This is a genomic window from Parapusillimonas sp. JC17 (assembly GCF_052180245.1).
Taxonomy (GTDB): domain Bacteria; phylum Pseudomonadota; class Gammaproteobacteria; order Burkholderiales; family Burkholderiaceae_B; genus Parapusillimonas.
This window is the reverse complement of record NZ_CP197474.1, coordinates 1,508,285-1,521,273: the sequence shown is the minus strand read 5'-3', so window position 1 is coordinate 1,521,273 and position 12,989 is coordinate 1,508,285. Positions and strand designations below refer to the sequence as shown.

At 61.1% G+C, this 12,989-nt stretch carries 13 protein-coding genes; 3 read left to right on the top strand and 10 right to left on the bottom strand.

Annotated features, from left to right (window positions below; all coding sequences use genetic code 11):
* Positions 1–27: 27 nt before the first annotated feature.
* The 10 genes from eno to ACSBPU_RS07280 form a co-directional block, all read right to left on the bottom strand.
* Complete coding sequence (eno, locus tag ACSBPU_RS07325; RefSeq protein WP_180067537.1) at positions 28–1,314, bottom strand: phosphopyruvate hydratase; 1,287 nt, start codon at positions 1,312–1,314, stop codon at positions 28–30.
* 58 nt (positions 1,315–1,372) lie between these two features.
* Positions 1,373–1,795 (bottom strand): MarR family winged helix-turn-helix transcriptional regulator, encoded by a 423-nt coding sequence (locus ACSBPU_RS07320; RefSeq protein WP_442596824.1) that lies wholly within the window; start codon positions 1,793–1,795, stop codon positions 1,373–1,375.
* The gene (locus ACSBPU_RS07315) at positions 1,792–3,405 is read right to left on the bottom strand and encodes an MFS transporter (RefSeq protein ID WP_442596822.1); all 1,614 of its coding nucleotides are present in this window, start codon (positions 3,403–3,405) and stop codon (positions 1,792–1,794) included. The genes ACSBPU_RS07320 and ACSBPU_RS07315 overlap by 4 nt, the downstream gene beginning before the upstream one ends.
* A 280-nt stretch (positions 3,406–3,685) precedes the next feature.
* On the bottom strand, positions 3,686–4,993 hold the full coding sequence (gene gltA, locus ACSBPU_RS07310; RefSeq protein ID WP_180067539.1) for a citrate synthase: 1,308 nt from the start codon (positions 4,991–4,993) through the stop codon (positions 3,686–3,688).
* A gap of 18 nt (positions 4,994–5,011) precedes the next feature.
* Entirely contained in the window at positions 5,012–5,272 is a 261-nt protein-coding gene (locus tag ACSBPU_RS07305; RefSeq protein ID WP_180067540.1) for a succinate dehydrogenase assembly factor 2, read from the bottom strand.
* A 10-nt stretch (positions 5,273–5,282) separates the two neighbouring features.
* Positions 5,283–5,999, bottom strand: coding sequence for a succinate dehydrogenase iron-sulfur subunit (locus tag ACSBPU_RS07300; protein WP_180067541.1), 717 nt, complete (start codon positions 5,997–5,999; stop codon positions 5,283–5,285).
* A 13-nt stretch (positions 6,000–6,012) separates the two neighbouring features.
* Entirely contained in the window at positions 6,013–7,788 is a 1,776-nt protein-coding gene (gene sdhA / locus ACSBPU_RS07295) for a succinate dehydrogenase flavoprotein subunit (protein ID WP_442596819.1), read from the bottom strand.
* Between the two features lie 3 nt (positions 7,789–7,791).
* Positions 7,792–8,175, bottom strand: a complete 384-nt coding sequence (gene sdhD, locus ACSBPU_RS07290; protein ID WP_180067543.1) for a succinate dehydrogenase, hydrophobic membrane anchor protein — start codon at positions 8,173–8,175, stop codon at positions 7,792–7,794.
* The gene (sdhC, locus tag ACSBPU_RS07285; protein WP_442596816.1) at positions 8,175–8,588 is read right to left on the bottom strand and encodes a succinate dehydrogenase, cytochrome b556 subunit; all 414 of its coding nucleotides are present in this window, start codon (positions 8,586–8,588) and stop codon (positions 8,175–8,177) included. The genes sdhD and sdhC overlap by 1 nt, the downstream gene beginning before the upstream one ends.
* Positions 8,589–8,683: 95 nt before the next feature.
* Positions 8,684–9,454: a UTRA domain-containing protein gene (locus ACSBPU_RS07280; RefSeq protein ID WP_180067545.1), complete on the bottom strand. Its 771-nt coding sequence runs from the start codon at positions 9,452–9,454 to the stop codon at positions 8,684–8,686.
* 339 nt (positions 9,455–9,793) lie between these two features.
* Here ACSBPU_RS07280 and ACSBPU_RS07275 point away from each other — a divergent pair, with 339 nt between their 5' ends.
* The 3 genes from ACSBPU_RS07275 (at position 9,794) to prpC (ending at position 12,948) form a co-directional block, all read left to right on the top strand.
* Positions 9,794–10,783 (top strand): malate dehydrogenase, encoded by a 990-nt coding sequence (locus ACSBPU_RS07275; protein WP_180067546.1) that lies wholly within the window; start codon positions 9,794–9,796, stop codon positions 10,781–10,783.
* A gap of 75 nt (positions 10,784–10,858) precedes the next feature.
* Complete coding sequence (prpB, locus tag ACSBPU_RS07270) at positions 10,859–11,752, top strand: methylisocitrate lyase (protein ID WP_180067547.1); 894 nt, start codon at positions 10,859–10,861, stop codon at positions 11,750–11,752.
* A gap of 23 nt (positions 11,753–11,775) precedes the next feature.
* Positions 11,776–12,948 carry a bifunctional 2-methylcitrate synthase/citrate synthase gene (gene prpC, locus ACSBPU_RS07265; protein ID WP_442596814.1) on the top strand — a complete coding sequence of 391 codons (1,173 nt, stop codon included), beginning with the start codon at positions 11,776–11,778 and terminating at the stop codon, positions 12,946–12,948.
* The last annotated feature ends 41 nt before the right edge of the window (positions 12,949–12,989 follow it).

Genomic DNA, 12,989 nt, shown 5'->3' with positions numbered 1-12,989 from the left:
CGGCCGAGGCCGGGGTTGTTGCAGTAACTAGCGCAAATTATAGAAGGCGTCGCGACCAGGGTAGGAAGCCACGTCGGCGAGCTCTTCTTCGATACGCAGCAACTGGTTGTACTTCGCCATGCGATCGGAACGCGAGAGCGAGCCGGTCTTAATCTGCATGGCGTTGGTGGCGACGGCGATATCGGCGATCGTCGAGTCTTCGGTTTCGCCCGAACGGTGTGAAATCACGGCGGTGTAGCCGGCGCGCTTCGCCATTTCGATGGCGGCGAACGTTTCGGTCAAGGTGCCGATCTGGTTGATCTTGATGAGAATGGAATTGGCAATGCCCTGCTCGATGCCTTGCTTCAGGATCTTGGTGTTGGTCACGAAAAGATCGTCGCCAACCAGTTGAACCTTCTTGCCGAGTTGATCGGACAAAAGCTTCCAGCCTTCCCAATCGTTCTCGGCCATGCCGTCCTCGATGGAAATGATGGGGTACTTGTCGCACCAGGTGGCCAGCAGATTGGTGAAGTCCTGGGACGTGAGGGCGACGCCGCCTTCGCCCGCCAGGTGGTATTTGCCATCCCGGTAGAATTCGGAACTGGCGCAATCTAGACCCAGCGCTATCTGCGAACCGGCTTCGTAGCCGGCTTCGGATATGGCCTGAAGGATGAGCTGGATGGCGGCCTCGTGGTTGGCCACGTTGGGCGCGAAGCCGCCCTCGTCGCCCACCGCCGTGGACATGCCCTGCTTGTTGATGAGCTTCTTGAGCGCGTGGAAGACTTCGGCGCCCATGCGCAGCGATTCGCGGAAACTGGTGGCGCCGATGGGCAGGATCATGAATTCCTGCATATCCAGCGTGTTGTTCGCGTGAGCGCCGCCGTTGATGACGTTCATCATGGGCACGGGCATCTGCATGGGGCCGCTGCCGCCGAAATAGCGGTACAGCGACAAGCCGGAGTCATCGGCCGCGGCGCGTGCGACCGCCATGCTGGCTGCCAGCATGGCGTTGGCGCCCAGCCGGCTCTTGGATTCCGTGCCGTCGAGGTCGATCAGGGTGCGGTCGACGAAGGTCTGTTCCTGGGCATCCAGTCCCATCAGCGCTTCGGAGATCTCGGTGTTGAGGTTCTCGACGGCGCGCAGCACGCCTTTGCCCAGATAACGGGATGAATCGCCGTCGCGAAGCTCGATGGCTTCGCGCGAGCCGGTGGACGCACCAGAAGGCACCGCAGCACGGCCCATTGCCCCGGATTCAAGCAATACATCACACTCAACAGTGGGGTTGCCACGCGAATCCAGAATTTCGCGTCCGATGATATCTACAATTGCACTCATGGTTGATTGTCCTGCTTGAACGTTGTATATAAGTTTGCAAACGCTTGATTGTACCTGCTTATTCCTGACGCAAACGCTCTTCCAGCGTATGCAGCAAGGCGCTCAGCTCGTTCATTTCCTCGATCGACATATCGCCGAATGCCGTCTCGATGAAGGCGGTGCGCCTGGGAAGGGTGCGCGCGACCAGCGCGCGGCCCGCGTCGGTAAGCGCCACATTGGTCAGCCGATTGTCGACGGCATCGGAATGGCGCTCGACCCAGCCCTCTTGCTCGATGGCCTTGACCTGGCGCGTGAGCGCGGCCGGATCCATCCGCAGATCGCGCGCCAGTGCCTTCTGCGAGCGCTCCCCCGCCTGATGCAATGCCAGCAATATACGCCAGCGCGGCATGGATAGCCCTATCTTCGCCTCGAAGGCGCCCATCAGCGCCCGGTAAGTGCGCCCCAATTGCTGTATGGCGCGCAGCTGCGGAATCTCGTTCATGCCTTGCGCTCGCTTGTCGGTGCGCCGGGCTCGGTGGACTGGCGGCGCGATAGTCGTATGGCGGGAACCCGGTACACCAGCACCATGCCAAGACAGGCCACCACCAGGGCGGACGCCAGGCCCAGATGCACGGCCGACACCAAAGACTCCCTGGCTTGCTCGATCAGGCCGCCAGAGGTCAAGCCCAGTTTCTGCACCTGCAGTGAAAATTCGGCCTGCGTGGCGCTGTTCATCAATGTCTGCGGGTCTTCAAGGTTGGCAAGCCACGCGGTCCCTGCGTCTTGCGCAAATCGCGCCCGCACGGAAGAGACATAATGATGGCTGACCAACATGCCGATGATGGCGGTTCCCAGCATCCCGCCTATCATGCGCACCGAGTGCATGAGCGCCGTCGAAATTCCCAGCAAGGTGCGCCCGGCGGTTTCCTGGGCGAACACTGTCAGGTTGGGCATCAGGCAGCCCATGCCCGAACCCGCCAGCACCATCCACAGCAGCATCAGCCATCGCGAGGTGTCGCGGTCCATCAGGACGAAACCCAGGCAAGCAACCACCAGCAGTACGAAACCGACATAAAGCATATGGTTGGGACGAGACAGGCGGACGACGACACGCCCGTTGATGATGCTTCCCAGCGTGATGCACACCACCATGGGTGTGATCAGCAATCCGACCGACCGGGGATCCAGGCCGAAGCCGCCTTGAAGCAACAAGGGAATGTAGAACAACAGACCGAACATGACAAAGCCCAGACAGAGCGCCAGGACGAACATGGCGGTCAGCGCCTTGTTGCGGAACATGTCCGGCGGCAGCAGGGGCTGCCCGCTGCGCCGCTCCCAGTAGACCAGCGCCGGCAGAAGCAGCAGCACGCCCATCGCCATCAAGATTGCCGCAAGGCCCGCGCCACGGATCGGCGCCAGTTGCACCGCCAGCTGCATGGCGGTCAGCACGCAAACGAGCAACAGGGCTCCCACCCAGTCCAATCGTATCGGTTGGCCCTGCATCTGCCTTATGCGCGGCAGAAAACGCCATACGCAATACAGGCTCATCAGTCCCAGCGGCACATTGATGAAGAAGACGGCTCTCCAGCCCAAGTACTGAGTCATGAAACCCCCCAGCGTGGGACCGAAGGCGTTGGCGACTCCGAAGGCCGAGCTGAGCAAAATCTGCCAGCGGAAGCGGGCATGCGTATCGGGAAACAGGTCCGGTACGGAGGCAAAGGCGGTACCGATGAGCATGCCGCCGCCGATGCCCTGCAAGGCGCGCGCCAGCACCACCTGCTCCATGCTGTCCGCCGTGCCGCAAAGCGCGGACGCCGACGTGAAGATGATGATCGATGCGATGACGAAGGGCTTTCTGCCGTAGTAGTCGCCCAGTCTTCCGAAAATGGGGATGGTGATGACCGACATGAGCAGGTAGGCGGTGGCCACCCATGCGTAGAATTCGAAACCGTTGAGTTCCGCTGCGATCGTCGGAAGCGCCGTGCCGACCACGGTTTGATCGATGGCCACCATCATGACCACGAAACAGATCCCGAGCATGGCGAGCAGGGACTGCCTGACGGTAAGAACACGCCCTGCCCGATTTACCGGATCCTGCTTTGCCGCCGCCATGATATTCCTTGGATCTATCAATGATTGATAGGTCAATCATTTTATTCCAATTGTGGCCGGCCATCAAGCGGGGGTCAGACCCCGTATGGGGTCTGACCTCACAGGCAGGAAGGGGTCGGACCCCATCCGGGGTCCGACCCCTCAACAAAAAAGCACTCCGAAGAGTGCTCGAACCGCGGGGCGGAGGTCGGTCGACCGAAGGGGTCAGACCCAGTGGGTCTGACCCCGGCGAAATCGAGACCAGGGGTCAGACCCGTGGGTCTGACCCCCCACCGCCAAATCAACCGCGGTTGCTGGGGACGTCGCGGGTTTGGGCGCCGGTATACAGCTGACGCGGGCGGCCGATCTTGTAGTCCGGGTCGGAGAGCATCTCGCTCCATTGGGCGATCCAGCCCACTGTGCGCGCCAGCGCGAAGATGGCGGTGAACAGCGATGTGGGGATGCCGATGGCGCGTTGCACGATGCCGGAGTAGAAGTCGACGTTCGGATACAGCTTGCGATCGACGAAGTACTGGTCTTCGAGCGCGATGCGTTCGAGTTCCATGGCGAGCTTGAACAGCGGATCGTTTTCCAGTCCCAGCGCGGAGAGCACTTCCTTGCAGGTTTCCTGCATGAGCTTGGCGCGCGGATCGTAGTTCTTGTAGACACGATGACCGAAGCCCATCAGGCGAACGCCGGAATTCTTGTCCTTGACCTTTTCCATGAACTCGCCGACCTTGGCGACGCCGCCATTGGCTTGCAGTTCTTCGAGCATCTGCAGGCAGGCTTCGTTCGCACCGCCGTGAGCCGGGCCCCACAGGCAGCCGACGCCCGCCGCGATGGCGGCGAAGGGATTGGTGCCCGACGATCCGCAAAGGCGGACGGTGGAGGTGGATGCATTCTGCTCGTGGTCGGCGTGCAGGATGAAGATGCGGTCGAGCGCACGCTCGACGACTTCATTGACCTTGTACTCTTCGCAAGGCGTGGCGAACATCATGCGCAGGAAATTGCCCGTGTAGGACAGGTCGTTCTGCGGGTAGATGAAGGGCTGGCCTTGGGAATACTTGTACGCCATTGCGACCAGGGTCGGCATCTTGGCGATCAGGCGGATGGCCGACACGTGGCGATGATGCGGATTGGTGATGTCGGTGGAGTCGTGATAGAACGCCGACAGCGCACCCACCAGGCCGGTCAGGACAGCCATGGGATGCGCATCGCGACGGAAACCGCGCAGGAAGAAATGCAGTTGCTCGTTCACCATTGTGTGATGGGTGACGTTGGAATCGAACTCGGCCTTCTGTGTCTCGTTGGGCAACTCGCCGTTCAGGATCAGATAGCAGATATCCAGGAAATCGCACTTTTGCGCCAGTTGGTCGATGGGGTAGCCGCGATACAGCAATTCGCCCTTGTCGCCGTCGATGTAAGTAATGCCGGATTCGCAGGAAGCCGTGGACATGAAACCCGGATCGTAGGTGAACATGCCGCTCTGGCCGTAGAGCTTGCGGATATCGATGACATCAGGACCGACGGTTCCCTGGTATACCGGGAACTCAATCGAAGGGCTACCGTCCGAAAACGATAGCGTTGCTTTTTTATCTGACAGTTGCATCACTATTTTCCTTAAAAGTTACAGCTTTTGCATTTGCGAGACCAGCCTGCGAATATCGGGCGTGTCGTACACGCCCGACGGCTCGCTTCGTGCCAGCAAAACATCAAGCAAATCGTTATCGCCCATTTCAAACAGCAGTGACAAGGCGGAAACATCCACGTCGGTTAATTCGGCTTCGTACTGATCCAGAAATCGAGTGATGATCAGGTCATTTTCCAGCAGCCCACGCCGCGCACGCCAACGTAAGCGGGCACGCTCCAGTTCTGACAGCTTTCTCATCCGCGAAATCCTATACGGTGCGCCGCACCAGCAGTTCCTTGATCTTGCCGATCGCGAGCGACGGATTCAGCCCCTTGGGACAGACATCCGTACAGTTCATGATGGTGTGGCAACGGAACAGGCGATACGGGTCTTCGAGGTTGTCCAGGCGCTCGCCGGTGGCTTCGTCGCGGGAATCGGCGATGAAGCGGTAGGCTTGCAGCAGGCCGGCCGGACCCACGAACTTGTCGGGATTCCACCAGAAGGACGGGCAGGACGTCGAGCAGCATGCGCACAGGATGCACTCGTACAGGCCATCCAGTTCTTCGCGGGCTTCGGGTGTCTGCAGGCGCTCTTTCTCGGGCGGCGGCTGGTCATTGATCAGGTAAGGCTTGACCGAATGATACTGGTTGAAGAAGTGCGTCATGTCGACGATGAGGTCGCGCACGACGGGCAGGCCGGGCAAGGGCTTGAGGACGATGGGCTCTTTCAGGTCGAGCATGTTGGTCGTGCATGCCAGGCCGTTCTTGCCGTTGATGTTCATGGCGTCCGAGCCGCACACGCCTTCGCGGCAGGAGCGGCGGATCGCCAGGCTGTCGTCCACGTCGTTCTTGATGCGCAGGATGGCGTCCAGCAGCATCTTGTCGGTCGGCTGGAGCTCGACTTCGAGCTTCTGCATGTAAGGACGCTCGTCCTTGTCGGGATCGTAGCGATAGATTTCAAACTTGACGATACGTTTTTGAGTCATTTCGATATCCTGCTTAGAAAGTCCGCGCTTTGGGAGGGAAACTTTCTACGGTCAAAGGCTTCATGGTCACGGGCTTGTACTCGAGGCGGCTGCCTTCCGAATACCACAATGTATGGCGCAGCCAGTTTTCGTCGTCGCGCTCGGGGTGATCGCTGAGCGCATGCGCACCGCGGCTTTCGGTGCGGTTGGCGGCCGACTTGGTGGTCGCGCGGGCGACTTCGATCATGTTGGCGATTTCCAGCGCCTCGATGCGGGCCGTATTGAATACCTTCGACTTGTCCTTGAAATAGATGTGGTCGACTTGCGGCGCGATGCTTTCGATGGCATCCACCCCCTTGTTGAGGAGGTCCAGGGTGCGGAACACGCCGCAGTGATGCTGCATGGCCACACGGATGGCATTGCCGACGTCCTGTGCTTTCTCGCCGGAAGTGCGGGATTCGAGCCGGTTGACGCGATCGAGGGAATAATCGATTGCCGATTCGGGTATGGGCTGATGCGCGTGCTGACGCTCGGGATGGGAAGCGACGATGAAGTTGCCCGCCGAACGGCCGAACACGATGAGGTCGAGCAGGGAATTCGTGCCCAGGCGATTGGCGCCGTGCACCGATGTTGCCGCGCATTCGCCGATGGCGAAGAGACCGTTGATGATCTTGTTTTCGCCGCCGACGGTGTTGACGACTTGGCCGTACACGTTGGTGGGTATGCCGCCCATCTGGTAGTGGATGGTGGGAACGACCGGAATCGGATCCTTGATGGGATCGACGTTGCCGAACTTGATGGCGATTTCGCGGATGGAAGGCAGACGCTTCTGGATGGTCTCGGCGCCCAGGTGATCGAGCTTGAGCACCACGTAGCTGCCGTCGCCGCAACCGCGGCCTTCCTTGATTTCCTGGTCCATGGAGCGCGAGACGAAGTCGCGCGGCGCCAAGTCCTTCAGTGTGGGCGCATAGCGCTCCATGAAGCGCTCGCCGTCCTTGTTCAGCAGGATGCCGCCCTCGCCGCGCACACCCTCGGTGATGAGCACGCCTGCGCCGGCCACGCCGGTGGGGTGGAATTGCCAGAACTCCATGTCTTGCAGCGGAATGCCCGCACGGGCGGCCATGCCCAGGCCGTCGCCGGTGTTGATGAAGGCGTTGGTGGAGGCGGCCCAGATGCGCCCCGCCCCGCCGGTGGCCAGCACGGTCTGCTTGGCTTCGAGAACGTAGATTTCACCGGTTTCCATTTCCAGGGCGGTCACGCCCAGGACGTCGCCGGCTTCGTTGCGCAGCAGGTCGAGCGCCATCCATTCGACGAAGAACTGCGTGCGGGCGGCAACGTTGCGCTGATAGAGCGTATGCAGCATGGCGTGGCCGGTGCGGTCGGCCGCGGCACAGGCACGCTGCACGGGCTTTTCGCCGAAATTGGCGGTGTGGCCGCCGAAGGGGCGCTGATAGATGGTACCGTCGGGATTGCGGTCGAAGGGCATGCCGAAGTGCTCGAGCTCGTATACGGCATTGGGCGCTTCGCGGCACATGAACTCGATGGCGTCCTGGTCGCCCAGCCAGTCTGAACCCTTGACGGTGTCGTACATGTGCCAGTACCAGCTGTCTTCGCTCATGTTGCCCAGCGATGCGCTGACGCCGCCTTGGGCGGCGACGGTGTGCGAGCGGGTGGGGAAGACTTTGGACAGCACGGCGACCGACAGGCCGGCCTGGGCGAGTTGCAGTGAGCAACGCATGCCGGCTCCGCCGGCGCCTACGACCACCACATCGAACTGGCGGCGCGGTAAGGAATTTTTGACAGCAGCCACGGCTTATAAGCTCCAGAGAATTTTTGCAAAGTAAACGACGGTGCCCACCAGCCACAGAATGGTCAGGACCTGAAGGCACAGGCGCAGTCCGACACTACGGACATAATCCATCCAGATGTCGCGAACGCCGATCCAGGCATGCCACACGACGGAGAAGAAAGCCAGCGTGGCCAGCGTCTGCCCGAGGGGGAAACCAAAACAGGTGAAGGTGAACAGGTGGCGCCAGCTGTCGAAGTTGATTTCGGACGTGAACAGGAAGCCGACCAGCAACACGATGGTGTACACGGCCATGATGATGGCGGTGACGCGCTGCACGATGAAATCGATCGTGCCGTAGTGCGCGCCCACAACCAGACGCTTGGTACCAATACGCTCTTGAGTCGACATTACCACACCCCAAACAGTTTAAGACCAAAAACCACGGTCAGAGCGAGGCTGACCCCCAGCACGATGCCGGCCGACTTCTGGGCGGAGTGCTTGTCCATGCCGATGTGCAGGTCAAGAACGAGATAGCGGATGCCGGCACAGAAGTGGTGCAGGTAGCCCCAGATGAGCGCCAGCAGGACCAGCTTGCACAGGGGATTCGATACCCATGCCTGTATGCTGGCGTAGGTGTCGGGCGAGGTCACGCTGAGCGCGAACAACGGCACGATGACCAGCGGAAGACAGAGGAACAACAATGCGCCGCTGATGCGATGCAGAATTGAGGTTTTACCGGCAAGCGGCAGGCGGTAGCTCAGGATCTGCGGTACGCTGATATTGCGAAACTGCGGACGCGGCTTTGAAGCTGAATCGGACATGATGGCCTCGAGTTAAAACAAAATAATTTATTGCAAAGCGCTACGCGCATTTTCGCCGATTTGGTGCGCATGTATCAAATCGGCAAAAAGCCGAGCTAATTCAAACTGTTTCGATAATGGAAGCGTTCAGTTACGTAAACACCCCTGCGCACTTCCATGGGCCGGTCGCCGTAGGTGAACGATACGCGCTCGACCTGCAACAGAGCGCTGCCGGCTTGCACCTGCAGCAATTCCGCCTGCTCCGGCGACGCCTGCACCGCCTTGATTTTTTCATCGGCCCGCACCATGCTCACGCCGAACTCGGTTTCGAACAAGGCGTAGAGAGGCCCGCGATAGCGCGCCAGGGACTCGGCCGTGAGCCCTTTGAAAACCGCGCCTGGCAGCCAGATATCGTCCAGAATCGTCGCGGTCTGGTCGAAGGACAGCACCCTGCGCAGGTTCACGACCGTTTCGGCGTTGCGCAGTTCAAGCAAGGCGGAAATGTCGGCCGGCGCCTTGACGCGGCGGCACTCCAGGATGCGGCTGCCCGATGCCAGCTGCTTGCCGTCGTCGGGCGTCAGGCGCAGGAAGCGGAAGCGGACCTTGGCCTCGTGGTGGGTGGCCACGAACGTGCCCTTGCCCTGACGGCGGATCAACAGGTTCTCGGCGGCGAGTTCGTCGATGGCCTTGCGCACCGTGCCCTGGCTGACCTGAAACCGCGCGGCCAATTCGAGTTCGCTGGGAATGGCCTCGCCCGGTTTCCATTCGCCGCGGTCCAGGCTCTGGAGTAGCAACCCCTTTATCTGCTGGTACAACGGGCTGAACGCCGCGCTGCTGGCAGAACGATCAGGCACGGCGCCACGATCAGTTGAAGGGGAATCAGACATATCGGTAAATGGTACAGCCAGGCTGGTGTAATCTCGGTAGCCCGTCATTTTCGCATGCTTAAGCGCTTCTGTCTAACACTCTTCTGTCTTATATAAGATATAAGACATTTGACTCGGCATGGAATTTTCGCTACTCTAGCGGGCGATGTCCGCATGGCATTTGGCTGCGCCAAACCCAGGGCGGTCCCCAGCAGCCGGCGCCGCGTCAATGCGGCGCGCACATGGGCGCAAAGCCGTCATGACGCAAGGCCGCCAAAAGAGAATTACACTATTTGCTGTAGCAATTCACACGATATCGACCCGGTATCCATCCGTTTACCAACACCCTGGAGATTGTTCATGTCCAAACCCGCCATGCGTGTCGCTGTCACTGGCGCAGCCGGCCAAATTGGTTATGCCCTGCTGTTCCGCATCGCTTCCGGCGAAATGCTCGGCAAAGATCAGCCCGTCATCCTTCAGCTGCTTGAAATCCCCGACGAAAAGGCGCAGAAGGCGCTCAAGGGCGTCATGATGGAGCTCGATGACTGCGCCTTCCCACTGCTGGCCGGCATGACGGCGCACAGCGACCCGCGTGAAGCCTTCAAGGATGCGGACATCGCCCTGCTCGTCGGCGCCCGTCCGCGCGGCCCGGGCATGGAGCGCAAGGATCTCCTGCACGTCAACGCCCAGATCTTCACGGCGCAAGGCAAGGCGCTCAACGACGTCGCCAGCCGCAACGTCAAGGTGCTGGTGGTCGGCAATCCGGCCAACACCAACGCCTACATCGCCATGAAATCCGCGCCGGACCTCCCCGCCAAGAATTTCACCGCCATGCTGCGCCTGGACCATAACCGCGCGCTGTCCCAACTGGCCGCCAAATCCGGCAAGCCGGTATCTCAGATCGAGAAGCTCATCGTCTGGGGCAACCATTCTCCCACCATGTACCCCGATATCCGTTTCGCGACAGTGGGCGGGGAAAGCCTGGCAGGCCTGATCAACGACGACGCCTGGAATCGCGACACCTTCATCCCGACCGTCGGCAAGCGCGGCGCCGCCATCATCGAAGCGCGCGGCCTGTCCTCCGCCGCATCCGCCGCCAATGCGGCCATCGACCACATCCGCGACTGGGTGCTCGGTTCGAACGGCAAGTGGGTCACCATGGGCGTGCCCTCCGATGGCTCCTACGGCATCCCCGAAGGCATTCTCTACGGCGTGCCCGTCACCACGGAAAACGGCGAGTACAAGCGCGTCGAAGGCCTGGAGATCGACGCCTTCTCGCGCGAGCGCATGGACTTCACCCTGAACGAGCTCCTGGAAGAGCGCGACGGCGTGAAAGACCTTTTGAAGTAAGCAAGCAGCCCACATGAAAGCAAGGCCCTCGAGAGGGCCTTGCTTTTGATACGTACCCAGCAGGAGACCCTATCCATGACCCGCCCCGCATCGCCCGGCGCCCTGTTTCGCCAAGCACTGAAAGAAGAACAGCCTTTGCAAATCATTGGCACCATCAATGCCAACCATGCCCTGCTCGCCAAGCGCGCCGGATACCGTGCCATCTATCTGTCGGGCGGCGGCGTGGCCGCGGGCTCGCTCGGGCTTCCGGACCTGGGCATCAACACGCTCGACGACGTCCTGACGGACATCCGCCGCATCACTGACGTCTGCGACGTGCCGCTGGTGGTGGACATCGACACCGGCCTGGGCCCCTCCGCCTTCAACATCGGCCGCACGGTCAAGAGTCTGATCAAGTTCGGCGCCGCCGCCTGCCATATCGAGGACCAGGTCGGCGCCAAGCGCTGCGGTCACCGCCCGGGCAAGGAAATCGTCTCGGCCGGCGAGATGGCCGACCGCGTCAAGGCCGCCGCAGACGCGCGCACCGACAGTGACTTCTTCATCATCGCCCGCACGGACGCAATTGCCGTGGAAGGCGTGGACGCCGCACTGGAACGGGCCATTGCCTGCGTGGAAGCGGGTGCCGATGCCATCTTCCCCGAGGCCTCTTACGATCTCGCCACCTACGAGCGCTTCACCAAGGCCTTGAACGTGCCCGTTCTTGCCAACATCACCGAATTCGGCAAGACACCGCTGTTCTCGGTCGAGGAACTGGGCGGCGCGGGCGTCGGCATGGTGCTGTACCCGCTTTCCGCCTTCCGGGCCATGAACAAAGCCGCTGAAACCGTGTACCAGGCCATACGCCGCGACGGCCATCAGAAGAACGTGGTCGATCTGATGCAAACCCGCGATGAGCTGTACGATCGGATCGGCTACCATGAATTCGAATCCCGGCTGGACGCCCTGTTTCAGCAAGGCAAGGGCAAGTAAACCACTTTTTCAGGAGTAGAGACATGGCCACAAGCACGGCAAAAGAAACCAAGACCGCAACCGCCGCCCCCAAGCCCAAGAAGTCCGTCGCCCTGTCGGGCGTGGTGGCGGGCAACACCGCCTTGTGCACGGTCGGCCGCAGCGGCAACGACCTGCACTATCGCGGCTACGACATCCTCGACATCGCCGACACCTGCGAATTCGAGGAAGTCGCGCACCTTCTCGTCCATGGCAAGCTGCCGAACAAGGTCGAACTTGCCGCCTACAAGGAAAAACTGCGGCGCCTGCGCGGGCTGCCCGCGCACTTGCAGGCCGCGCTCGAGGCGCTTCCCGCCGCCAGCCACCCCATGGACGTCATGCGCACCGCGGTTTCCGTGCTGGGCTGCGTCCTGCCTGAAAAAGACGATCACAACATTCCCGACGCCCGCGACATCGCGGACCGCCTGATGGCCAACCTGGGCTCGGCGCTGCTGTACTGGTACCACTACAGCCACAACGGGCACTACATCGACGTCCAGACCGACGACGACAGCATCGGCGGCCACTTCCTGCACCTGCTGCACGGCCAGAAGCCCAGCGATGAATGGGTGCGCGCCATGCACACCTCGCTCATCCTGTACGCCGAGCACGAGTTCAATGCCTCGACCTTCACCAGCCGGGTGATTGCCGGGACGGGGTCGGACATGTACTCGGCCATCGCCGGCGGCATCGGCGCCCTGCGCGGACCCAAGCACGGCGGCGCCAATGAAGTGGCATTCGAAATACAGAAGCGCTATGAATCGCCCGACGAGGCCGAGGCGGACATCCGTCGCCGCGTCGAGAACAAGGAAGTCGTCATCGGCTTCGGACACCCGGTCTACACGGTCTCCGATCCGCGCAACAAGGTCATCAAGGAAGTCGCCCGCAAGCTGTCCAAGAAACAGGGCAGCATGAAGATGTTCGACATCGCCGAACGCCTGGAAACCGTCATGTGGGACGTCAAGAAAATGTTCCCCAACCTGGACTGGTTCTCGGCCGTGTCCTATCACATGATGGGCGTCCCGACCGCCATGTTCACGCCTTTGTTCGTGATCGCGCGCACGGCGGGCTGGTCCGCGCACATCATCGAGCAGCGCATCGACAACAAGATCATTCGCCCGACGGCCAACTACGTCGGTCCGGAAGACCAGAAGTTCGTCCCGCTGGCCAAGCGCTGACGCACGGGCGGGGCGGCTTCGCGCCGCCCCGCCCTGTATCC